The sequence below is a fragment of the Rhizobium sp. FG96 genome, from assembly GCF_057808655.1.
The window spans coordinates 77,937-98,266 of sequence record NZ_JBMDIL010000001.1 but is presented as its reverse complement, the minus strand read 5'-3'; the positions used below and the strand labels follow the sequence as shown (position 1 = coordinate 98,266).

22 protein-coding genes are annotated in these 20,330 nt (G+C 62.3%); 7 read left to right on the top strand and 15 right to left on the bottom strand.

Annotation, left to right across the window (positions count from 1 at the left end; all coding sequences use genetic code 11):
* Nucleotides 1-55: 55 nt before the first annotated feature.
* Both ACODR6_RS00500 and ACODR6_RS00495 read right to left on the bottom strand, forming a co-directional pair.
* Nucleotides 56-1,939 (bottom strand): ABC-F family ATP-binding cassette domain-containing protein, encoded by a 1,884-nt coding sequence (locus ACODR6_RS00500; RefSeq protein ID WP_489020000.1) that lies wholly within the window; start codon nt 1,937-1,939, stop codon nt 56-58.
* 50 nt (nt 1,940-1,989) lie between these two features.
* Nucleotides 1,990-3,033: a GGDEF domain-containing protein gene (locus ACODR6_RS00495; RefSeq protein ID WP_489019998.1), complete on the bottom strand. Its 1,044-nt coding sequence runs from the start codon at nt 3,031-3,033 to the stop codon at nt 1,990-1,992.
* A 242-nt stretch (nt 3,034-3,275) separates the two neighbouring features.
* Here ACODR6_RS00495 and ACODR6_RS00490 point away from each other — a divergent pair, with 242 nt between their 5' ends.
* The gene (locus tag ACODR6_RS00490) at nt 3,276-3,965 is read left to right on the top strand and encodes a glutathione S-transferase family protein (RefSeq protein WP_489019996.1); all 690 of its coding nucleotides are present in this window, start codon (nt 3,276-3,278) and stop codon (nt 3,963-3,965) included.
* 83 nt (nt 3,966-4,048) lie between these two features.
* Nucleotides 4,049-4,471, top strand: coding sequence for a nucleoside-diphosphate kinase (gene ndk, locus ACODR6_RS00485; protein ID WP_016553456.1), 423 nt, complete (start codon nt 4,049-4,051; stop codon nt 4,469-4,471).
* A gap of 254 nt (nt 4,472-4,725) precedes the next feature.
* On the opposite strand, the gene ACODR6_RS00480 is transcribed toward ndk, so the two are convergent.
* Together ACODR6_RS00480 and ACODR6_RS00475 are read right to left on the bottom strand one after the other, a co-directional pair.
* Complete coding sequence (locus tag ACODR6_RS00480; protein WP_489019994.1) at nt 4,726-5,235, bottom strand: hypothetical protein; 510 nt, start codon at nt 5,233-5,235, stop codon at nt 4,726-4,728.
* Nucleotides 5,232-5,777 (bottom strand): CGNR zinc finger domain-containing protein, encoded by a 546-nt coding sequence (locus ACODR6_RS00475; RefSeq protein ID WP_489019992.1) that lies wholly within the window; start codon nt 5,775-5,777, stop codon nt 5,232-5,234. Before ACODR6_RS00475 ends, ACODR6_RS00480 begins: the two co-directional genes overlap by 4 nt.
* Nucleotides 5,778-5,842: 65 nt before the next feature.
* On the opposite strand from ACODR6_RS00475, the gene ACODR6_RS00470 reads away from it, so the two are divergent.
* Complete coding sequence (locus ACODR6_RS00470) at nt 5,843-6,739, top strand: branched-chain amino acid ABC transporter permease (protein WP_203429156.1); 897 nt, start codon at nt 5,843-5,845, stop codon at nt 6,737-6,739.
* A gap of 10 nt (nt 6,740-6,749) precedes the next feature.
* On the opposite strand, the gene ACODR6_RS00465 is transcribed toward ACODR6_RS00470, so the two are convergent.
* From ACODR6_RS00465 to ACODR6_RS00445, 5 genes are all read right to left on the bottom strand, one after another.
* Nucleotides 6,750-7,211 (bottom strand): molybdenum cofactor biosynthesis protein MoaE, encoded by a 462-nt coding sequence (locus ACODR6_RS00465; RefSeq protein WP_203429155.1) that lies wholly within the window; start codon nt 7,209-7,211, stop codon nt 6,750-6,752.
* A gap of 231 nt (nt 7,212-7,442) precedes the next feature.
* A complete protein-coding gene (gene moaD / locus ACODR6_RS00460) occupies nt 7,443-7,697 on the bottom strand; it encodes a molybdopterin converting factor subunit 1 (protein WP_199628821.1) in 255 nt (84 codons plus the stop codon).
* Nucleotides 7,697-8,284 carry a CDP-diacylglycerol--glycerol-3-phosphate 3-phosphatidyltransferase gene (pgsA, locus tag ACODR6_RS00455; protein ID WP_203429154.1) on the bottom strand — a complete coding sequence of 196 codons (588 nt, stop codon included), beginning with the start codon at nt 8,282-8,284 and terminating at the stop codon, nt 7,697-7,699. The genes moaD and pgsA overlap by 1 nt, the downstream gene beginning before the upstream one ends.
* Before the next feature lie 110 nt (nt 8,285-8,394).
* Complete coding sequence (gene uvrC, locus ACODR6_RS00450) at nt 8,395-10,440, bottom strand: excinuclease ABC subunit UvrC (RefSeq protein ID WP_489019988.1); 2,046 nt, start codon at nt 10,438-10,440, stop codon at nt 8,395-8,397.
* The gene (locus tag ACODR6_RS00445; protein WP_489019986.1) at nt 10,437-11,204 is read right to left on the bottom strand and encodes an SDR family oxidoreductase; all 768 of its coding nucleotides are present in this window, start codon (nt 11,202-11,204) and stop codon (nt 10,437-10,439) included. Before ACODR6_RS00445 ends, uvrC begins: the two co-directional genes overlap by 4 nt.
* Before the next feature lie 364 nt (nt 11,205-11,568).
* Between ACODR6_RS00445 and ACODR6_RS00440 the strand changes: the two genes are divergently transcribed.
* Nucleotides 11,569-12,204, top strand: coding sequence for an outer membrane protein (locus tag ACODR6_RS00440; protein WP_489019984.1), 636 nt, complete (start codon nt 11,569-11,571; stop codon nt 12,202-12,204).
* A 45-nt stretch (nt 12,205-12,249) separates the two neighbouring features.
* Here ACODR6_RS00440 and ACODR6_RS00435 read toward each other — a convergent pair whose 3' ends face one another.
* Nucleotides 12,250-12,846, bottom strand: coding sequence for a glutathione S-transferase (locus tag ACODR6_RS00435; RefSeq protein ID WP_130282768.1), 597 nt, complete (start codon nt 12,844-12,846; stop codon nt 12,250-12,252).
* A gap of 94 nt (nt 12,847-12,940) precedes the next feature.
* Nucleotides 12,941-13,810 (bottom strand): 23S rRNA (adenine(2030)-N(6))-methyltransferase RlmJ, encoded by an 870-nt coding sequence (locus ACODR6_RS00430; protein ID WP_112718798.1) that lies wholly within the window; start codon nt 13,808-13,810, stop codon nt 12,941-12,943.
* An 83-nt stretch (nt 13,811-13,893) separates the two neighbouring features.
* On the opposite strand from ACODR6_RS00430, the gene ACODR6_RS00425 reads away from it, so the two are divergent.
* From ACODR6_RS00425 to ACODR6_RS00415, 3 genes are all read left to right on the top strand, one after another.
* Nucleotides 13,894-16,017, top strand: coding sequence for a molybdopterin oxidoreductase family protein (locus ACODR6_RS00425; protein WP_489019981.1), 2,124 nt, complete (start codon nt 13,894-13,896; stop codon nt 16,015-16,017).
* Nucleotides 16,014-16,607: an NUDIX domain-containing protein gene (locus ACODR6_RS00420; RefSeq protein WP_489019979.1), complete on the top strand. Its 594-nt coding sequence runs from the start codon at nt 16,014-16,016 to the stop codon at nt 16,605-16,607. The genes ACODR6_RS00425 and ACODR6_RS00420 overlap by 4 nt, the downstream gene beginning before the upstream one ends.
* Before the next feature lie 102 nt (nt 16,608-16,709).
* Entirely contained in the window at nt 16,710-17,879 is a 1,170-nt protein-coding gene (locus ACODR6_RS00415; RefSeq protein ID WP_489019977.1) for an alpha-D-ribose 1-methylphosphonate 5-triphosphate diphosphatase, read from the top strand.
* A gap of 13 nt (nt 17,880-17,892) precedes the next feature.
* On the opposite strand, the gene ACODR6_RS00410 is transcribed toward ACODR6_RS00415, so the two are convergent.
* Genes ACODR6_RS00410 through purM form a run of 4 tightly spaced genes read right to left on the bottom strand, consistent with a single transcriptional unit; the run spans nt 17,893 to nt 20,321 of the window.
* Entirely contained in the window at nt 17,893-18,318 is a 426-nt protein-coding gene (locus tag ACODR6_RS00410; protein WP_489019975.1) for a type II toxin-antitoxin system VapC family toxin, read from the bottom strand.
* The gene (locus ACODR6_RS00405) at nt 18,294-18,530 is read right to left on the bottom strand and encodes a type II toxin-antitoxin system prevent-host-death family antitoxin (RefSeq protein WP_112718793.1); all 237 of its coding nucleotides are present in this window, start codon (nt 18,528-18,530) and stop codon (nt 18,294-18,296) included. Before ACODR6_RS00405 ends, ACODR6_RS00410 begins: the two co-directional genes overlap by 25 nt.
* A 58-nt stretch (nt 18,531-18,588) precedes the next feature.
* Entirely contained in the window at nt 18,589-19,251 is a 663-nt protein-coding gene (gene purN / locus ACODR6_RS00400) for a phosphoribosylglycinamide formyltransferase (RefSeq protein WP_489019973.1), read from the bottom strand.
* Nucleotides 19,248-20,321, bottom strand: coding sequence for a phosphoribosylformylglycinamidine cyclo-ligase (purM, locus tag ACODR6_RS00395; protein WP_112718791.1), 1,074 nt, complete (start codon nt 20,319-20,321; stop codon nt 19,248-19,250). Before purM ends, purN begins: the two co-directional genes overlap by 4 nt.
* Nucleotides 20,322-20,330 lie beyond the last annotated feature (9 nt).

Below are 20,330 nucleotides of genomic sequence, written 5' to 3'. Positions count from 1 at the left end.
GCGCCCGGTCGTTAACTTGTGCCGTTCTGCCGCAGCCTTTTCAGCGGGTGTGTGGCTATCCTGCCATGGCCTCTTCATATTCGGCCGAGAGTTCCAGCCACTGCTCTTCGGCTGCTGCCAGTTTTGCGGCTGCCTCTCCGCGCTGCTTGGCCTTTTCGGCGGCCTTGGCAGGCGTCTTCTCGTAGAGCACCGGATCTGCAAGTTCCGCATCAAGAGCCTGAATCTGTTTCTCCAGCTTGCCGGTCAAGGATTCGATTTCGTTGATCTTTTTCCTGAGCGGCGCAAACGAGGCGCGCTTGTCGGCATTCAGCTTGCGCTGCTCGGCCTTGCTTGCGGAATCGTCGGCGCTCTGGACCTTCTCGTCCTTCTTCCTGCCGGAGGAAACGATCAGGTCGCGATACTCGTCCATGTCGCCGTCGAAATTGGAGACGGTGCCGTTGTTGACCAGCCAGAGCCGGTCGACGGTCGCCTCGATCAGGTGACGGTCGTGCGAGATCAGGATGACGGCGCCGTTGTAATCGTTGAGCGCCTCGATCAGTGCCCGGCGGCTGTCGATATCGAGATGGTTGGTCGGTTCGTCAAGGATCAAAAGGTTTGGCGCATGGAAGGCGGCAAGGCCCATCAGCAGGCGCGCCTTTTCGCCGCCGGAGAGATCCTTGGCGGCCGTCGCCATCTTTTCGGTCGCCAAGCCCATCTGCGCGACGCGGGCGCGCACCTTGGCCTCCGGTTCGGTCGGCATCAGCCGGCGCACATGCTCCACCGGCGTCTCGTTCGGCACGAGATCATCGAGCTGATGCTGGGCGAAGAAGCCGATCTTCAGATTGGAGGCGACCCGCAAGTCGCCGCTCTCGGCGTTCAGGCGCCCGGCAATGAACTTCGCGAAGGTCGACTTGCCGTTGCCGTTGGAGCCGAGCAGGGCGATGCGGTCGTCATTGTCGATGCGCAGGGAAATGTTCTTCAGGATCGGCTTGCCCGGCTCGTAGCCGACAGCGCCGCCCTGGATCGCCACGATCGGCGAGGCCGGCTGCTTCTCCGGCTCGGGGAAGGTGATCGGCTGGACGTGATCCTCGATGACGGCGGCGACGGTCCCCATGCGCTCCAGCGCCTTGACGCGCGATTGCGCTTGGCGGGCCTTGGAGGCCTTGGCCTTGAAGCGGTCGATGAAGCTCTGCAGATGCTTGCGCGCCGCATCGTTCTTCGCCTTCGCCTTCATCTGCAATTCGTCGGCTTCGGCCTTCTGGCGCTCGAACTGGTCGTAACCGCCGCGATAGAAGGTCAGCTTCTTTTGGTCGAGATGGACGATCGAGTTGACCGCGTTGTTGAGCATGTCGCGGTCGTGGCTGATGACGATGACCGTATGCGGGTAGCGGCGCACGTAATCCTCGAGCCACATCGTGCCTTCGAGGTCGAGATAGTTGGTCGGCTCGTCGAGCAGCAGGAGATCAGGCTCGGCAAACAGCACCGAGGCGAGCGCCACGCGCATGCGCCAGCCACCCGAGAAGGAGGAGGCAGGCCGCAGCTGGGCTTCCTGGCTGAAGCCGAGGCCGGCGAGAATGCTGGCGGCGCGGGCTTCGGCCGAATGCGCATCGATATCGACGAGCCGCGTCTGGATCTCGGCGATGCGATGCGCATCGGTCGCGGTCTCGGCTTCCTTGAGGAGAGCGGCGCGCTCCTTGTCGGCCGAAAGCACGATCTCGATCAGCGACTGCTCCGTCGCCGGCGCTTCCTGCGCCACCTGGCCGATGCGCGCATTCTTGGGGATCGACACGCTGCCGGTCTCGGCGCCGAGATCGCCGGTGATGATGCGGAAAAGCGTCGACTTGCCCGCGCCATTGCGCCCGACAAGGCCTGCCTTGGTGCCCGCCGGAAGCGTCACGCTGGCATGGTCGAGGAGAAGGCGCCCGGCAATGCGGGCAGAGATTTCGGTAATCGTGATCATGCCCGGCGTTTTGGCCGAAACGGCGGATCAAGGCAAGAGCGTGGAAAGCCTCAGCGGCCGAAAGCCTGGATCGGCTGGCGGCGGTTGGATTGGGCGGCGAGCAATGCCACGCGGGCATTGGCCTGGAGCTGCGTGCCGGTCGCCGCATCGCCGCTGAGCGCGATGCCGATCGAGATCGTCAGCTTGCCGGGATCCGATTTGTCCGACGTCGCAAAGACCATGTTCTCTTCGACGGACTGGCGCAGGCGGTCGGCGATGGCGATTGCATCGCGCATGCCGACATTGGCAAACAGGAAGGCGAATTCGTCGCCTTCGACGCGCGAGACGAAGTCGTTCTTCTTGATCGATTTGCGGAACAGGTTGCCGAGCTTCTTCATCAGCTTGTTGCCGGCCTGCACGCCGTATTTGGCATTCAGCTGGCGGAAGTCGTCGATATCGACCATGAGCAGCGCGCTGCCGGCGGCATCCTCGCCCTCGTAGAGATCGCCGATCGTCTTGGCGAGCGCGATGCGGTTTGGCAGGCCTGTCAGCGGATCGGTGACGGAAGCGGCCTGGGCGGCGGCGACGCCGCGCTCCAGGGTCTCGATCCGCTCGACATCGGAAAGGAGCTTGGCTTCGAGTTCGGTCTCGGCGGCGAGCACCGATGCCAGCGACGAGGCGAGATATTCCATCTCGCTCATGAAGCCGTCGAGGCCTTGTTCGGAATTGCCGGAGAGCGACTGCAGCAGCGTTTCGGCCGCGCGGGCGAAGGCATATTTCTGCTTCAGCCCGTCCGAGAGACGATCGGCCGCCTCGCGCAGCAGCTTGCTGGCCTCGGTGCCGGCCGTTTCGGCGGCAAGGCCGCAATGGCTGACGAGCCGGTGTTTGAGGCCGAGCTCATCGAGCCGGGCCTGCGCCGGGTGGCTGCCAAGCGCGGAGATATCGGTGGCGAGCGCCGTGTTGCGGCCGCAGACGGCTTCGTGCAGCAGCTCGTAGTTCCGCGGCAGACCCGCAATGTTCAGCCGTGCCATATGCTCGGCGATCTTCTGGGCGTCGTTCTGCGGGGCAGGGCGGGCGCCCTCGCGCTGTGCTGCATTCCTGGTTGTGTTCTGCATCACCGTTCCTCGCACCTTCGGCACTGCTTTAGCCGTGGCTTATCTTCCCGCTATGCGCTGCAGATTTTAAAATAGCTTGAATTTTCAGTATCTCCGCCTTGGCGCGGCCTGAAAGGCGCAAATGCGGTTAATGCAACCTTGAAGCGGCGCTCACCAAAGGCGATGGCGCCCATCAGATTTCGTCATTTGATTGCGGCGCCGCTTTGCCGTGAAATGCGCCTGTCATTCATGAAAGGATCGCCATGACGCTTGCGCTCTATTCGCTCTGCGGCGCCAATCCGCAGCACTTCTTTTCTCCGCATTGCTGGAAGGCGGTGATGGCGCTGGCGCATAAGGGCCTGGCCTTCGAGGAAATCCCGACGACCTATGCCGGCATCGCCAAGATCGGCGGCGGCTTCTCGCCGACCCTGCCGGTGCTCGACGATAACGGCCACCTCGTCACCGACAGTTTCGCGATCGCGCTCTATCTGGAGGAAGCCTATCCCGATCGCCCCTTGCTGTTTGGCGGCGAGGGCGGCAAGGCGCTATCACGCATGGTCGAGGGCTATTCGCAGATGGTGATCCACACCGCGATCATGCGCATGGCGCTGATGGATATCCATGGCGCGCTCGACGAGGGCGACAAGGCCTATTTCCGTGAAAGCCGCGAGCAGCGGCTCGGCCGGAAGCTGGAGGATGTGGTGGCGAACCGCGCTGCCGAAGAGGTAGCCTTCGCCGCCAAGCTGGAGCCGATGCGCCACATGCTGAAGTTCCAACCGTTCATCGGCGGCGAGACCCCGCTCTTTGCCGACTATATCGTCTTCGGCGCGCTGCAGTGGCTCCGGGTCACCGCAGGGCTCTCGATGCTGGCGCCGGACGATCCGGTTGTCGCATGGCTCGATCGCTGCCTCGATCTTCACGAAAGCCGGGGGCGCACTGTGACAGCGGCGTGAAATTGCCTCATCCCCCTTGTTTTCGGGGCGGCGGGCGGGTAAAGACCGCCCACTTTTCCCGCTAAACCAGAGGATTTGACCCAATGGCGATTGAACGCACCTTTTCGATGATCAAGCCTGATGCAACGAAGCGCAACCTCACGGGCGCTATCACCAAGATGCTCGAAGACGCCGGCCTGCGCGTCGTCGCATCCAAGCGCGTCTGGATGAGCAAGCGCGAAGCAGAAGGCTTCTACGCCGTTCACAAGGAACGCCCCTTCTTCGGCGAACTCGTTGAAGGCATGACCTCGGGCCCGACCATCGTTCAGGTTCTGGAAGGCGAAGGCGCCATCCTGAAGAACCGCGAAATCATGGGCGCGACCAACCCGGCAAACGCTGACGAAGGCACGATCCGCAAGGTTCACGCTCTCTCGATCGGCGAAAACTCGGTTCACGGCTCGGACGCTCCTGAAACCGCTGCCCAGGAAATCAAGTACTGGTTCTCCGACACCGAAATCGTCGGCTGAATCGGAATGTCAGCCTGAGGGCTGAAGTGATTGAAATGACTCTTGAAGCCGGGGCTTTTGCTCCGGCTTTTTGTTTGGGCGCTGTTAGGCGTTGGCGTGTGCGGCCCCCTCATCCGCCCTACGGGCACCTTCTCCCCAAGGGGAGAAGGGAGGTGCCGCACCGTTTCGTTTCCCCTTCTCCCCAGCGGGGAGAAGGTGCCCGTAGGGCGGATGAGGGGGCTCCGAGCAGAGCGTTTGATATTTAACGTGGCTACTTACGCCGCCGGACACTTGTCCGTATTCGAATAATCCACCGTCCCGTCAGCCTTAAACACCTCGGGATTCTTATTGTAGAATGGCCCGACCACCAGCGGCTTGCTCGGCAGCATCGCCGCCTGGTCGACATCGGAGACGAATTGCGTTTGCAGTTCCTGCAGCGTCTTGCCGTCGGCGGAGACCAGCTTGATCTTGGCGCTGTACGGCTTGTCCTTGCGCACGCAGTGGATCGCCGGGCTCTGCAGTGTGATCTTGTCCCAGGCGGGGAAGATCTTCTCCTGCAGGGTGATCGGATCGCCGCCCGCGGGGTTTTCAAACTCGGCGATCGCCACGGCGCCATCGGGGATCGGCGAGGTCTTGCGCAGTGTCACCAGATAGGTGGCGGTCGCCACGCGGTAGTTGAAGACGAACATGTGGCCGGTCACTTCGACCATCTTTTCCATCTCGCGCTGGCAGCCCGCAATCAGCAGGGCCGAGAGGCCGAGCGCGGCAATCGCCTTGATTTTCATGGCATCTCCTCCTTCTTGCGCCGGTAATGGCGGTTGGCCTTGGCCCGGTTGCCGCAGACCGCCATGTCGCACCAGGCGCGGCTCCTGTTCTTGCTGCGGTCGATGAACAGCCAGCCGCAGTTCCGGCATATCTTCATCCTGTCAGGATCCGGCATGACGATCAGCCGTAGCGCCGAATGCGCCGTCGCCGCATCGAGACCATCCGGCCGCGCCCCGCGCAGCGACGATGCGATCCGCTCCAGAAGATCGGCCAGCATCGCATCATCGGCTTCGCCAAGCACCCGCTGGCGGAAATAGCGGTCGACAGCCTCGCGAAGACCGAGAAAGGCCGGCCGGTTCTCTTGATGGACCGGCAGGACATCGCCGAACAGCGCCCGCTCGGCGCAGAACTCCGTCGCCGCAGCCGGAAAGGCATCGAGTTGCGCTGTCGAGGCGAAACGGTCGATGCTGCGCTCGGCATCGTGACGCAGAATGACGCTGTTGGCGACATCGAGCGCCAGGGCGCCACCGGAAAAGCGATGCGGGGTCCAGGTAAAGCTCATGCTGAAAATATAACTGGTAAAACGTATTTTGCCAGTTATTATTTTAAGCGATGCGGAGCATGTGAATGGGATATCTGCTGCAGCAACTGGCCAATGCCGTGCCGCTCGCCGCGCTCTATGCGGCGCTCGCCTTCGGCTATTCGCTGGCCTTCGGCGTCACCAAGCGTGCCGATATCACTTATGGCGCGATGTTCGCCTTCGCCGGCCAGATCCTGCTGCTCTTCACCGATTTCGCCTATAACAAGCTGTGGCTGGTGCTGCCCGCTGCGTTGGCGATCGGCATCGGCCTGTCCTTCGTCTATTCGCTGCTCACAGGCTTCTGGATCGGCCGCAGCATCATGCGGCCGCTGGTGCGGCGCTCGGCAAATACCGTGATCGTCGCCGCACTTGGCGTCACCATCCTGCTGATGGAAACGGTAAGGCTCGCCTCGCAGACCCGCGAGCTCTGGCTGCCGCCCTTGCTGAACAGCACGGTCGTGCTCTGGAGCGACGCCTCCTTCAAGGTGACGCTGACGCTGATGCAGCTCGTCAATACCGGCATGATGATCGCGCTGATTGCAGCGGGAGCACTGATCCTGCGCTACACCCGCCTCGGCCGCATCTGGCGCGCCGTCACCGATGATCCGCTCGCCGCCGAACTTTGCGGCACGAGCTCCGGCCGCGTCTTCCTGATCGCCTATGTGGCAGCCATCTTCTTCGCCACCTGCTGCGGCATCCTCACGACCTTCTATTACGGCACGATGGATTTTGGCGCCGGCCTGCTCTTCGGCCTGAAAGTGCTGATGATCTCGGCCGCCGGCGGCTATTCCGATCCGTTGAAATCAGCGGGCGGGGCGGCAGGTGTCGGCTTCGCGGAAACGCTCTGGACGGCCTATGGCTCGTTCCTCTGGCGCGACTTCGCGGTCTTCTCGCTGCTGGTCTTCCTGCTGGTGATGAGCCGGCGGGAGCGGGCAATACCTTAAAAGGTTCTGCTCATTTCCACTTGTCGCGGGCGCTGTCGTCGCTGTCCTTGGCGGCGATCCAGTCGCCGCTCTTGCCGTCTCTGGCATGTTCCTTCTTCCAGAATGGCGCCGAGGTCTTCAGGTAATCCATCACGAAATTGGCGCCGTCGAAGGCTGCCTGCCGATGCGGGGCGGCGGCGATGACCAGCACGATATTCTCGCCTGCCGCGATCTTGCCGTAGCGGTGGATGGCGGTGAGGCCCTTGAGCTCGAAGCGCTCGATGGCGAGATTGGCGATCCTGAGCATCTCGGCTTCCGCCATGCCCGGGTAGTGCTCAAGCTCCAGCGCCGAAAGCGTCCCGCCTTCGTCGCGGCAGAGGCCGGTGAAGGTGACGATGGCGCCGATGCCGGGTTTGCCCTTGGTGAGGAGGGTGGTTTCGGCCTGTAGGTCGAAATCGTCGCGCTGGACGCGGATGGTGGGGGTCATGGGCACACCCTCGCGGAGGCGGAGAGGGTGTGCCGTGCCAGCCCCCCTCTGGCCTGCCGGCCATCTCCCCCACGGGTGGGGAGATTACGAGTGGCGTGCTCCTCGCGCCATTCCTGCGTTGGGTGGTTCTGCAACGTCAATTGTTTGGGGAAGCCGGTGCGTCCAGCCAATCTCCCCACCTGTGGGGGAGATGCCCGGCAGGGCAGAGGGGGGCGGACTGGCACGGCGCTCACCGTCTCACCCACCCGTCATCGGCGGAAAAATCCCGATCTCGCGGGCATTCCCGATCGGTTCGTCGTGCTCCACATGCTCCTGATCGAGCGCCACGCGGATGACGTTCTCATATTGAAGCGCGGTCTCATACTCTTCGCCCAAGCCCTTCAGATGACTCAGAAGATCGGAGACGGTGACGACGGAGGCGGGCAGCGAAATCTCTTCCTCGCTCTTGCCGATCCGCTCGCGCACCCAGGCGAAGTAGACGAGGCGTGTCATCACTCTTCGTCCACGATGTGCTTGAGGCCGGCGCGGAAATAGTCGTAGCCGGTATAGATCGTCAGCAGCGCGGCGATCCACAGAAGGCCGATGCCGATCTGCGTCGTGTAGGGCAGCACGGCGTCACCGGCGGGGCCTGCCAGCAGGAAGGCGATGGCGACCAGCTGTACCGTCGTCTTCCACTTGGCGATCCGCGTCACGGGAACGCTGACCTTCAGCGCCGCCAGATATTCGCGCAGGCCGGAGACCAGTATTTCACGGCAGAGAATGATGATCGCCGCCCAGATCGACCAGCCGGCAATCGTGCCGTCGGCAGCAACGAGCAGCAGGATCGAGGCGACCAGCAGCTTGTCGGCGATCGGATCGAGCATGCGGCCGATATTCGACGTCTGGTTCCAGATGCGGGCCAGATAGCCATCGAGGAAGTCGGTGACCGAGGCGATGACGAAGATCCAGAATGCGACCCAGCGGGCGAGATCCGAGCTCTGCAGCCGTCCCTCGACGAAGAAGCAGATGACGATCAGCGGCACCGCAAGAATGCGTCCGTAGGTCAGCAGGTTCGGGATATTGTATGCGCGCGATGCCATGAATCTGTTCTCTGAAATGATGTGCCCGTAGATGACGGCTTTGGCCCTCGACCGTCAACATTCTTTCTGGTTTTCGCTGTCCTTTGCGTGGAATTTGCGACCGTAACAGCCTATTTCGCGGCGTCGTCGTGAAAATGATTGTAGACCACCTTGGCCACCGTCTCCGAAATGCCCTCGACGGCCATCAGATCGGAGAGAGCGGCGCGCGAAACGGCCTTCGCCGTGCCGAAATGCTGCAGAAGCGCACGCTTGCGCGATGGCCCGATGCCGCCGATCTCGTCGAGCGGGTTCTTGACCATCTCCTTCTTGCGCCGCGCCCTGTGCGAGCCGATCGCGAAGCGGTGCGCCTCATCGCGCATGCGCTGGATGAAGTAGAGCACCGGATCGCGCGGCGGCAGCGTGAAGCTCTCCTTGCCGGGCGGGAAAAACCGCTCGCGGCCGGCATCGCGGTCGACGCCCTTGGCGACACCGATGGCGATGACGCTGTCGGTAATTCCGAGTTCGGCCAGAATGCTGCGCACCGCCGTCATCTGTCCCTGGCCGCCGTCGATGAGAATGACGTCGGGCCAGGCGGGGAAGGGCATGTCGGCCGCATCCGTGTCGGCTGCAACAGCGGGCTGCGAACGGTCGGGAATGCCTTCTTCCTTGATCAGCCGCTGGAACCGCCGCGTCATCACTTCCTTCATCATCCCGAAGTCGTCGCCGGGGGTGATGTCGGTCGATTTGATGTTGAACTTGCGGTACTGGCCCTTCACGAAGCCTTCCGGCCCTGCGACCACCATGCCGCCGACGGCATTGGTGCCCATGATATGCGAGTTGTCGTAAATCTCGATGCGCTGCGGCGTATAGGGCAGGGCGAACGTATCCTTGAAGCCGTCGAGCAGGCGCGATTGCGACGCTGTCTCGGCAAGCTTGCGGCCATGCGCCTCGCGAGCGTTGCCGACGACGTGATCGACGAGATCGCGCTTTTCGCCACGCTGCGGCACGAGGATCGACACTTTATGCCCGGCCTTTTCGCCAAGTGCGGCAGCCAGCAGTTCCATTTCCTCGACGGTTTCCGAGAGCATGATCTGCTTCGGCACCGGCTTGTCGTCATAGAACTGCGCCAGGAAGGCATTCAGCACTTCGGCGCCCGTCAGCTGCGGATCGGCCTTCGGAAAATAGGCGCGGTTGCCCCAGTTCTGCCCGGTGCGGAAGAAGAACACCTGGATACAGGAAACGCCGCCCTCGTGATGGATGGCGAAAACGTCTGCCTCTTCGACGCCTGCCGGATTGATGCCTTGGTGGCTGGAGACATGCGACAGCGAGGCGAGGCGGTCGCGATAGACGGCGGCCCGCTCGAAATCGAGATCCTCTGCGGCGGCATTCATGGCTTCCGCCATATGCGCCTTCACCTTCTGGCTTTTGCCGGACAGGAAGTCCTTGGCTTCCTGCACCAGTTCGCCATAGCCGGCATCGCTGACCTCGTGGGTGCAGGGGCCCGAACAGCGCTTGATCTGGTAAAGCAGGCAGGGGCGGGTACGGGTCTCGAAGACGCTGTCTGTGCAGGTGCGGATCAGGAAGGCGCGCTGCAGCGAATTGATCGTGCGCCCGACGGCCCCGGCAGAGGCGAAGGGGCCGAAATAATCGCCCTTGCGGGCGCGGGCGCCGCGATGCTTGAAGATTGCGGGTGCGCGGTGATCGCCGGTGATCAGGATATAGGGAAACGACTTGTCGTCGCGCAGCAGCACATTAAAGCGCGGCCGCAAGCGCTTGATCAGATTCGCTTCGAGCAGCAGCGCTTCCGTCTCGGTGCGCGTCGTCACGAATTCCATATTGGCCGTCAGCCGCACCATCTGGGCGATGCGGTTCGAATGCACCCGGCCCATGGCATAGTTGCCGACGCGCTTCTTCAGGCTGCGCGCCTTGCCGACATAGAGCACGTCGCCATCGGCATTGAACATGCGATAGACGCCGGGGCTGTTCGGCAGCCGCTTGACGAATTCGGCGATCAGATCCTGGCCAACCAGCCCTGTTTCGTTGACCCCGCCTTCGTTCCAGTCGATCCCGGCCGAAATCGGCGCGGCGGAAGCATCGCCTTCCACCTCGATATCGTCTTCATTCTCGTCGGCTTCATCATAAAGAACACCGCCATCCGGCAGCTTCTTGGCATTCATTCCTTGATCTCCAGCACGTCAGGCGTCTGCCACGCGAGATGCTGGCCGCCGTCGAGTGCAATCATCTGACCCGTGATCGAAGGCGTTTCGAACAGAAAACGAATCGTTCGCCCAAATTCCTCCAATTCGGGGCCTCTCTTCAAGATAAGAGCTGCGACCTGCGCTTGGAAGTCTTCTTGCAGCTGCCTTTCGCTCGGCATCGAGGGGCCAGGCCCGATCGCGTTGACGCGGATGCGCGGTGCAAGCGCCTGCGCCATCGTCTGCGTCGCCGTCCACAGTGCCGATTTCGACAGCGTATAGGAATAGAAGCTCGGCCGCAGCGCCCAGACCCGCTGGTCGATGATATTGACGATCAGCCCGTCGGCGCCATCCGGCAGCTGCTCGGCGAATTTGGCGGCGAGAATCGACGGCGCGCGGAGATGCACGGCGAAATGCTCGTCCCAGATTGCGGCGTCGAACTTGCGCAGCGAATCTTCGGCGAAGATCGAGGCGTTGTTGACGAGCAGATCGAGCGATCCGAGCTCCGCAGAAGCCTTTTCGATCAGGCTTGCCGTCTCATTTATTTTTGTAAGATCGCCTTGGACCGCAATCGCCCGCGCACCGCTCTGCCGCAATTCGGCCACAAAGCGATCGGCTTCCGCGAGCGAGCCATTCGCATGGACTGCGACCGAAAAGCCGTTATCCGCCAAATCCTTGGCAATCGCCCGGCCTATTCTTTTGGCGGCACCGGTTACCAATGCGGCCTTAAGTCTTTTCCCGCTCAAAAGCTTGCCTTCGTCATCAATGAATCTAAGTGCTTCCTATATAGGGGCGGGCGAAGAGTAGATAAATAGGTGAACGCAATTGCGTTTCAGGCCGATTTATTCTATGTATTATTTGAGAATAGATTTTCGTAAAATAAGTATTGTGAATTTAACCATTCATTATGGTTAACAAATAGTCTGTTGCGCTATAGCAACATCGAATTTCAGCCACCCCACCGCCACAATCATTTCACAATTTGGCTCTTTCAAATCCGCAATTGGGCTCCACTTTCACCCTCGATCCGAGAGGGACATCTAGTAATTGCTCGCGAATGCTTCGGTGTAAAACAGTTGACGAAGAGCGCGGGACTGAAAGGAGACAAGTATGCGTACACTCATTGCTAGCCTGATGGCTTCTGCCTTCGTCGTAGCCGGCTTCACCGCTGCAAACGCTGCCGATGCAGTTGATCAGGTCCCGGAAGCTCCGGTTGCACAGAACGAGCCGGTTACCCCGGCCGGTAACTGGGAAGGCTTCTACCTCGGCGGTGCAGGCACCTATAACGCCGGCGACTTCAACGGCGGCCGCGACGGCTACGCCCTCGGCGGTCAGCTCTACACGGGCTACAACTGGCAGGCCGGTCAGATCGTTTACGGTGTTGAAGGTGACCTCGGCTATTCCGGCCTTGACCACTCGGCTGGCGGCATCACCGAAAAGAACCGTTTCAACGGCTCCGTTCGCGGTCGCGTCGGCTACGACTTGAACCCGTTCCTTCTTTATGCGACCGCCGGTCTCGCTGCGACCAACAACAAGGTCAGCGGCTTTGGCGACTCCGACAGCAAGACCTCCTACGGCTACACCGTCGGCGTCGGCGCAGAAGCTTTCGTCACGAACAACATCACCGCTCGTGTCGAATATCGCTTCAGCGACTACCAGAACAAGAACTACGACGTCGGCCCTGCAAACGTATCGCGCGGCTATGACGAACAGAGCGTCAAGGTCGGTATCGGCGTGAAGTTCTGATCGGCTTCCGGTCAAAGAAAAAGCCCGGCTTCGAGCCGGGCTTTTTTATTGTTGCGGTTTGAGATCGGGATAGGCGGGGAACTTCTTCTCGAAATCCCGGATCCAACCGATCAGCTCGGAATGATCCGCTTCCCACTGGCCCTTGAAGCGCAGGTCGAGATAGCCGATTGCGGCGGCGAGGGCGAAATGGCCGCCGTGCAGCTTCTTGCCGAGTTTCGGCGGATGGGCGCTGATATGGTTGAGGCCGCTGACGGCCTTCTTCCACTGCCGGTCGATCCAGGGCTGATGCACCTTTTCCTCGTCCCGGAAACGCCGTTCATAGACGATCGCCAGCAGGCAGTCGCAGATGCCGTCGCAAAGCGCTTCCAAAATCTCGGCCTCGGTGCGCTTGCCGTTCTTGTCGGGATAGAGCTTCTTTTTCTTCAGCCGGTGGAAATAGTGCATGATGGCGATGCTGTCGAAAACCGAGGCGCCATCGTCGGTCAGCAGGGTAGGGATCTTGCCCAGCGGATTGTTGTCGACGAGGATCGCCGGGCCGGCATTGGTATCGACGCGGATTTCCGTGACATCGAGCTCGAGATAGCGCGCCGCCATGCGGACTTTGCTCGAATAGGGTGAGGTCGTTGCGCAGAGGAGCTTCATCATACACCTATGGAAATGCGTTGGCGCGGCGGACTATTCCGCACGCCGCCGTCATGGTCAATCGGGGCGATGGCCAGTCGTCGTTGGGCAGGCGTCAATCGTCCCGCGCGGCCTTCTCTTCGCCGCGCAGCCAGAAGGCGCGGTGCGATGCGTAGCGGTCCTGCGCCATGATATCCTTGAGGGCAGGGAGCATCCGGTGCAATTCGTCCTTCAGCGTGAAGGGCGGGTTGACGATGATCAGCCCGGAGCCGGTCAGGCCGGTGATGCCCCGGTCGCTGCGCACGCTGAGTTCGGCGCAGAGAATCTTCGGAATGCCGGTCGCCTGTAGCGCTTCGTGGAATTCCTTGATCGGCGCGCCCTTCTTCAGCGGATACCAGAGGCAATAGGTGCCGCCCGGAAAACGGCGGTAGCCCTTGACCAGTCCGTCCACGAGCCGCTCATATTCGCCATCCTCTTCGAACGGCGGGTCGACCAGCACCATGCCGCGCTTTTCCTTCGGCGGCAGATGCGCGCCGAGCGACAGCCAGCCGTCGAGCTCGGTGATACGCACATGGTGGTCGCCTTCGAACAGGCGATGCAGCCGCACGAAATCTTCCGGGTGCAGCTCCATGGCGGACAACCGGTCCTGCGGGCGGAACAGCATGCGCGAAAGCTTCGGCGAACCCGGATAGTAGCGGATGCCGCCTTCAGGATTCAGTTCGCGAACCGCCGAGAGATAGGGCTCGAGCAGATCGGCCACCTGCGGATCGAGGTCGGCCTCGATCAGCTTGCCGATGCCCGTCTGCCATTCGCCGGTCTTCTGCGCTTCCTCGGAAGAGAGGTCGTAGAGACCGATGCCGCCATGCGTATCGAGCACGCGGAAGGCGGCGTCCTTCTTCTGCAGATAGCGGATCAGCCGTGCCTGCACCGCATGCTTCAGCACATCGGCAAAATTGCCCGCATGATAGATATGGCGGTAGTTCATCGTTGCTGATGCCTGTCATGAATTCGCCTGATCGGCGCAATTTCCGGCTTTTGGCCGCTTTCCGCTTCGCATATAGAAATCATATGAACATTGCGACCCCCATTCACGCGAAATCCCGGGTCGGGCACACCGCCTGTCCGCATGACTGTCCCTCCACCTGCGCGCTGGAGGTCGATATCACCGATGACGGCCGGATCGGCCGCGTGCGCGGGGCAGGCGACCACAGCTATACGTCGGGCGTCATCTGCGCCAAGGTCGCCCGCTACGCCGAGCGCCTCTATCACCCTGACAGACTGATGCATCCGCTGCGCCGCAAGGGCGCCAAGGGTGCGGGCAACTGGCAGCAGATTTCCTGGGACGACGCGCTGGATGAAATCGCCGAAGCTTTCGTCAAGGCGGAAGCCAAGGACGGCAGTGAAGCGATCTGGCCGTATTTCTACGCCGGCACCATGGGCTGGGTGCAGCGCGACTCGATCGAGCGTCTGCGTCATGCCAAGCGCTATTCCGGCTTCTTCTCCTCGATCTGCACCAATCCGGCATGGACCGGCTTCACGATGGCAACCGGCACGCTACGCGGCCCCGACCCGCGCGAGATGGCGCGCACCGATTGCGTCGTCATCTGGGGCACCAATGCGGTCGCCACCCAGGTCAATGTCATGACCCACGCGATCAAGGCCCGCAAGGAACGTGGCGCAAAGATCGTCGTCATCGATATCTACGACAACCCGACGATGAAGCAGGCCGACATCGCGCTGATCGTCAAGCCCGGCACCGATGCGGCACTTGCCTGCGCCGTCATGCACATCGCCTTCCGCGACGGCTATGCCGACCGCGCCTATATGGCGAAATTCGCCGACGATCCCGCCGGTCTCGAAGCGCATCTGAAGACCAGGACGCCGGAATGGGCGGCCGGGATCACCGGGCTTTCCGTTACCGAGATCGAGGATTTCGCAAAGCTCGTCGGCACCACGAAGAAGAGCTATTTCCGCCTCGGCTACGGCTTCACCCGCCAGCGCAACGGCGCGGTCGCCATGCATGCGGCCGCCTCGATCGCCACGGTTCTCGGCTCCTGGCAATATGAGGGCGGCGGCGCCTTTCATTCGAACAGCGATATTTTCCGCATGAACAATGCGGAGCTGACCGGCAAGTCGATGAAGGACCCTGACATCAGGATGATCGACCAGTCGCAGATCGGCCGGGCGCTGACCGGTGATGCCGTGGCGCTTCGCCACCGCGGCCCTGTCACCGCCATGCTGATCCAGAACACCAATCCGGTGAACATCGCCCCCGAACAGCGGCTGGTGAAACAGGGCTTTGCCCGCGACGATCTCTTCGTCGCCGTCCACGAGCAGTTCATGACCGATACCGCCGAGATGGCCGATATCGTCATCCCGGCCACGATGTTCGTCGAGCACGACGATATCTACCGCGCCGGCGGCCAGAACCACATTCTGCTCGGCCCCAAGCTCGTCGAGCCGCCGGAAACCGTGCGCACCAATCTTTTCGTCATCGAGGAGCTCGCCAAGCGCCTCGGCGTTGCCGACCGCCCGGGCTTTGGCTTCACGGCGCGCGAAATGGTCGATCGCGTGCTGAAGGACAGCAACCTGCCGGATTACGACTATTTCCTCGAAAACAAGTGGTTCGACCGCCAGCCGGAATTCGACGACGCGCATTTCCTGAACGGCTTTGCCCATGCCGACCGCAAGTTCCACTTCCGCCCGGACTGGGTGAACGGCGCCGCGCCGAACAAGCCGCCTGAAGTCCTCGGCGCCTTCGGTCCGCATGAGCAGCTGCCTGCCTTCCCGGATCAGGTTGATGTCATCGAGCTTGCCGATGCCGACCATCCTTTCCGCCTCGCGACCTCTCCGGCCCGCAATTTCCTGAATTCGAGCTTCGCCGAGACGAAGACCTCGCGCCAGAAGGAAGGCCGCCCGGAACTGATGGTCAATCCGGCCGATGCCGAAGCGAACGGCATCGAGAGCGGCGATCTCGTCCACATCGGCAACACCAGAGGCGACCTGCGCATCCATGTGAAGATCACTGAAGAGGTGAAGCCCGGCGTCCTCATCGCCGAGGGTCTCTGGCCGAACAAGGCGCATGTCGACGGCGAGGGGATCAACGTGCTCACCGGCGCCGATCCCGTCGCGCCCTATGGCGGTGCCGCCGTCCACGACAACAAGGTCTGGCTACGCAAGGACGCCGCATGACGAAATTCGAGAAGGCTGGCGCCAAAATCGTCAGCGAAGCCGTGCTCTCCCGGGGCTGGACCAAGCTCAGCACCTACAAGATCGACTATACCGATTCCGAAGGCGTCACCCACCGGCTCGACCGCGAGGTCTACCACCGCACGCCGGCCGCAACGATCCTGCTCTACGATGCCAAGCGCGGCACCGTCGTGCTGGTGCGCCAATACCGTCTGCCGCCTGACCTGCACGGCGAAATGCCCTTCATGTTCGAGACGCCGGCCGGCCTGCTCGACGGTGACGAGCCGGAGGCCGCCATCCGCCGCGAGGCAATGGAAGAAACCGGCTTCCGCATCCGCGACGTCCGCTTCCTGTTCAAGGCCTACAGCTCGCCCGGCTCCAACGCCGAAATCGTCCACTTCTTCGCCGCCGAGGTCGATACCGCAGATCGCGTTTCAAACGGTGGCGGACTGGCCGAGGAGCATGAGGATATCGAGGTGCTGGAAGTGGCGTTCGACGACGCGCTGGCCATGATCGGCAACGGCGACATCCGCGACATGAAGACGATCATCCTGCTGCAATGGGCGGCGATGAACAAAGGGATCTGGCGCTAGCCCGAAAATATCCACGCGCCACGGTGTTTTCACGCGTTTGTCACGAATCCGGCCTATGCGCTGCGGTTTGTCTTCCCGCCTTGCCCCAACAGGAGAAAAATCATGTGGCTCAGTAATTTCACGCTCGTCCTTCCCGGTGAAATCGTGAGCCACGGCTCGGTGCGTATCGAGGATGGCGTCATCGCCGAGATCCGTGATGCGCCGGTCGCCGGTGCGGCGATCGATGGCGGCGGGCGCTTCCTGATGCCGGGCTTCGTCGATCTGCATGGCGATATGATCGAGCGCGAGATCGCGCCGCGCCCGAATGCGATGATGCCGATCGATTTCGGTATTCACGAGCTCGACAAGAAGCTCGCTGCGGCCGGCGTGACGACGGCCTATGCGGCGATCTCCTTTGCGACCGAGAGCGTCTATGGCCATGTGCGTTCGCTGGCGACCACCTCTGCCGTCATCGAGGGCATCAATCGTCTGCGCAACTCGCTGCTGATCGATCACAAGGTTCATGCGCGCTACGAGATCACCAATGTCGGCGCCGCGGCCACGCTGGAAAAGCTGCTCGTTGCCGATCAGGTCGACATGGTCTCGCTGACTGACCACACGCCGGGGCAGGGCCAGTACAACAATATCGAAGCCTATGTCGCGAGCATTTCCGAGCGCCGCGCGATCACCAAGGACATGGCGCTGGAAATCGTCCAGAAGCGCATCGCCATGCGCGAGGATCCGGCGATCGACGCCAAGCTTCGCGAGATCGTCGCGCTGTCGCTGCAGCACAAGCTGTCGCTCGCCTCGCATGATGACGACAGCGCCGAGAAGGTTGCCGAGATGCATGATCTCGGCGTGACGATCAGCGAATTCCCGGTGACGCTGCCGGCCGCCGAAGAAGCCCGCCGTCGCGGTCTCTGGACGCTGATGGGCGCACCGAACGCGCTGCGCGGCCAGTCGATGTCCGGCAATCTCAGCGCCCTCGATGCCGCCAAGGCCGGCCTTCTCTCCGTCATCGCCGCCGACTACCACCCAGCCGCCTTCGTCCCCGGCATCTTCAAGATCGCCGACGCGATGGATAACGACCTGCCGGCCGCCGTTGCCATGGCGACGTCGAATGCCGCCCGCTCGGCCGGATTGCTGGATCGCGGCGAGATCGCGCTCGGTCAGCGCGCCGATCTGGTGGCAGTCGAGAAGGGGGATGTGCACCGCATCCGCGCGACGTTCCGGGCTGGGCAGTTCGTCTATAGCGACGGCACGCTGCATCCGCTTCAGGCGATTGCGGCCTAAGACGGCTTTCCGATCACGAAAGCAGCGGTACGTTTTCGCGTGCGGCCGCTTCGATCAGTTGCTTGTCCAGGGTGGCAAGCGGCAGTTTCGATCCGATCGCGAGTGCCAGATAAGCAGCGTCGTAGGCGGTCAGCCGATGCCGCTCTGCCAGGTCGAGAATGAGTTCACCGTTCAATGAGGTCGCGGTGACGACATTGAGCTGTGTCAGGTGCAACATCGACCGCCGCACCTCGTCGCGCGACAACCGCTGACGGCGGCAAGACAAGGTGAGAACGTTTCGCATTTCATGCCAGAACAGATCTGGCACAAGGGCGCCATCGCTAGCGACACGCTGCAGCACCTTATCTGCAAACAGAGTAGCCTCATCAGGCAGAAACCAGACGGCGGCGATCGAGGCGTCGACTACTAGGGTCATCAACGCCGGCCGATTTGTTTCCACTCGGCAATTTCGGCCTGTGTCACCGGTTTACGAGTGCTGCGCTCGCGGATGATTGTATCGATGATGTCCTGGGTGTCGCGCTTTTGAGTTGCAACACCAGCCATGCGCGCCACGGGCACGTCGTCGCGGACGAGGATAATTTCCTCGCCTGCTTCAATCTTTGCGAGAAGCTCGGCAAGCGTTGTGTCTTCTATGCTGACGGTTATCGTCATGCGTGGGCTCCATCAATACCGGAGCCATGATGATCCGCATCGGCGGACCGGTCAACCGTCACGCGATCAGCGAAATAACCCGCTCAGTCCCCGCCGCAGCGCCGGCACCGGTCCCGACAGCCTTGCCGCCTTCCATCCGCACCTTGCCCTCGGCAAATAGCCTGAGCGCCTGCGGATAGAGCTGATGCTCGACCGTGAGCACGCGTCCGGCCAGCGTATCGGCCGTATCGCCGGAGAGTACCGGTACTGCCGCCTGGCCGATGACCGGGCCTTCGTCCATGCCTTCGGTGACGAAATGCACGGTGCAGCCTGCGATCCGCATGCCGGCGTCGATGGCGCGCTGGTGGGTGTGCAGGCCGGGGAAGAGGGGGAGCAGCGAAGGGTGGATATTGATCATCCGGCCCTCATAGCGCTGGATGAAGGTCGCGCTCAGCAGGCGCATGTAGCCGGCGAGGCAGAGGATGTCGGGCGAGAGCGTATCGAGCGCCTCGAAGATCGCCGCCTCATGGGCTTCCTTGCTGACATAGTCCTTGCGCACGAAGGCGAAGGCCGGGATGCCCTCGGCGGCCGCCTTGGCGAGGCCGCCGGCATCCGCCTTGTCCGAGATCACGCCGACGATCTCCGCCGGGAAGTCTGCGGCTTTCGCGGCGGCGACAAGCGCCAGCATGTTGGAGCCGCCGCCCGAGATGAAGACGACGACGCGTTTGCGCGGCGTGCTCATAGGGCGAGCGTACCCTGATACTGGGTGCCGGTCGCGCCTTCGGCACGGGCGATCATCCGGCCGAGCACGACGATCTTCTCGCCTTCGGCCTCGAGCGCCTTGGTCACGGCTTCGACATTCTCGGCCGAAACGACGGCGATCATGCCGATGCCGCAGTTGAAGGTGCGCAGCATTTCCTTGGCTTCGACGCCGCCGGTCTTTGCAAGCCAGGAGAATACGGCCGGAACCTTGACGGCCGACAGGTCGATCTCGGCGGCCAGATGCTTCGGCAGCACGCGCGGAATATTTTCAGGGAAACCACCGCCGGTGATGTGGGCCAGCGCCTTGATCGCCTTGGTCTCGCGGATCGCCTTCAGGAGCGGCTTCACATAGATGCGGGTCGGCGTCAGCAGCGCTTCGCCGAGCTTCTTGCCCTCTGCAAAGGGTGCCGGTGCATCCCAGCCGAGGCCGGAGAGCTCGACGATCTTGCGCACCAGCGAGAAGCCGTTCGAGTGAACGCCGGAAGAAGCGAGGCCGAGAATGACGTCGCCTTCGGCAATGTCGCCGGCCGGAAGCAGTTCGCCGCGCTCGGCAGCACCAACGGCAAAGCCCGCGAGGTCGTAGTCGCCGGAGGAATACATGCCGGGCATTTCAGCCGTCTCGCCGCCGATCAGCGCGCAACCAGCATCGCGGCAGCCTGCGGCAATGCCTTCGACGATCGCCGCACCCTGGTTCGGGTCGAGCTTGCCGGTGGCGAAATAGTCGAGGAAGAACAGCGGCTCGGCGCCCTGGACCACGAGGTCGTTGACGCACATGGCAACCAGGTCGATACCGACGGTGTCGTGATAATCCGCGTCGATGGCGATCTTCAGCTTCGTGCCGACGCCGTCATTGGCGGCAACCAGAACCGGATCCTTGAAGCCTGCGGCCTTGAGGTCGAAGAGGCCGCCGAAGCCGCCGATTTCGCCGTCTGCGCCGGGGCGGCGCGTCGAGCGCACGGCAGGCTTGATCTTCTCCACCATCAGGTTGCCGGCATCGATATCGACGCCTGCATCGCTATAGGTCAGGCCGTTTTTTCCAGACTGGCTCATGCTGCTCTC

What these genes read in the sequence shown, in the direction of transcription:
- ACODR6_RS00480 (WP_489019994.1), bottom strand. Translation starts at nt 5,235, where the DNA reads ATGAAAATCAAGGCGATTGCCGCGCTCGGCCTCTCGGCCCTGCTGATT.
- ACODR6_RS00500 (WP_489020000.1), bottom strand. Translation starts at nt 1,939, where the DNA reads ATGATCACGATTACCGAAATCTCTGCCCGCATTGCCGGGCGCCTTCTC.
- ndk (WP_016553456.1), top strand. Translation starts at nt 4,049, where the DNA reads ATGGCGATTGAACGCACCTTTTCGATGATCAAGCCTGATGCAACGAAG.
- pgsA (WP_203429154.1), bottom strand. Translation starts at nt 8,284, where the DNA reads ATGGCATCGCGCGCATACAATATCCCGAACCTGCTGACCTACGGACGC.
- ACODR6_RS00490 (WP_489019996.1), top strand. Translation starts at nt 3,276, where the DNA reads ATGACGCTTGCGCTCTATTCGCTCTGCGGCGCCAATCCGCAGCACTTC.
- ACODR6_RS00470 (WP_203429156.1), top strand. Translation starts at nt 5,843, where the DNA reads ATGGGATATCTGCTGCAGCAACTGGCCAATGCCGTGCCGCTCGCCGCG.
- ACODR6_RS00440 (WP_489019984.1), top strand. Translation starts at nt 11,569, where the DNA reads ATGCGTACACTCATTGCTAGCCTGATGGCTTCTGCCTTCGTCGTAGCC.
- purN (WP_489019973.1), bottom strand. Translation starts at nt 19,251, where the DNA reads ATGAGCACGCCGCGCAAACGCGTCGTCGTCTTCATCTCGGGCGGCGGC.
- purM (WP_112718791.1), bottom strand. Translation starts at nt 20,321, where the DNA reads ATGAGCCAGTCTGGAAAAAACGGCCTGACCTATAGCGATGCAGGCGTC.
- ACODR6_RS00495 (WP_489019998.1), bottom strand. Translation starts at nt 3,033, where the DNA reads ATGCAGAACACAACCAGGAATGCAGCACAGCGCGAGGGCGCCCGCCCT.
- uvrC (WP_489019988.1), bottom strand. Translation starts at nt 10,440, where the DNA reads ATGAATGCCAAGAAGCTGCCGGATGGCGGTGTTCTTTATGATGAAGCC.
- ACODR6_RS00420 (WP_489019979.1), top strand. Translation starts at nt 16,014, where the DNA reads ATGACGAAATTCGAGAAGGCTGGCGCCAAAATCGTCAGCGAAGCCGTG.
- ACODR6_RS00425 (WP_489019981.1), top strand. Translation starts at nt 13,894, where the DNA reads ATGAACATTGCGACCCCCATTCACGCGAAATCCCGGGTCGGGCACACC.
- ACODR6_RS00430 (WP_112718798.1), bottom strand. Translation starts at nt 13,810, where the DNA reads ATGAACTACCGCCATATCTATCATGCGGGCAATTTTGCCGATGTGCTG.
- ACODR6_RS00405 (WP_112718793.1), bottom strand. Translation starts at nt 18,530, where the DNA reads ATGACGATAACCGTCAGCATAGAAGACACAACGCTTGCCGAGCTTCTC.
- ACODR6_RS00415 (WP_489019977.1), top strand. Translation starts at nt 16,710, where the DNA reads ATGTGGCTCAGTAATTTCACGCTCGTCCTTCCCGGTGAAATCGTGAGC.
- moaD (WP_199628821.1), bottom strand. Translation starts at nt 7,697, where the DNA reads ATGACACGCCTCGTCTACTTCGCCTGGGTGCGCGAGCGGATCGGCAAG.
- ACODR6_RS00475 (WP_489019992.1), bottom strand. Translation starts at nt 5,777, where the DNA reads ATGAGCTTTACCTGGACCCCGCATCGCTTTTCCGGTGGCGCCCTGGCG.
- ACODR6_RS00435 (WP_130282768.1), bottom strand. Translation starts at nt 12,846, where the DNA reads ATGAAGCTCCTCTGCGCAACGACCTCACCCTATTCGAGCAAAGTCCGC.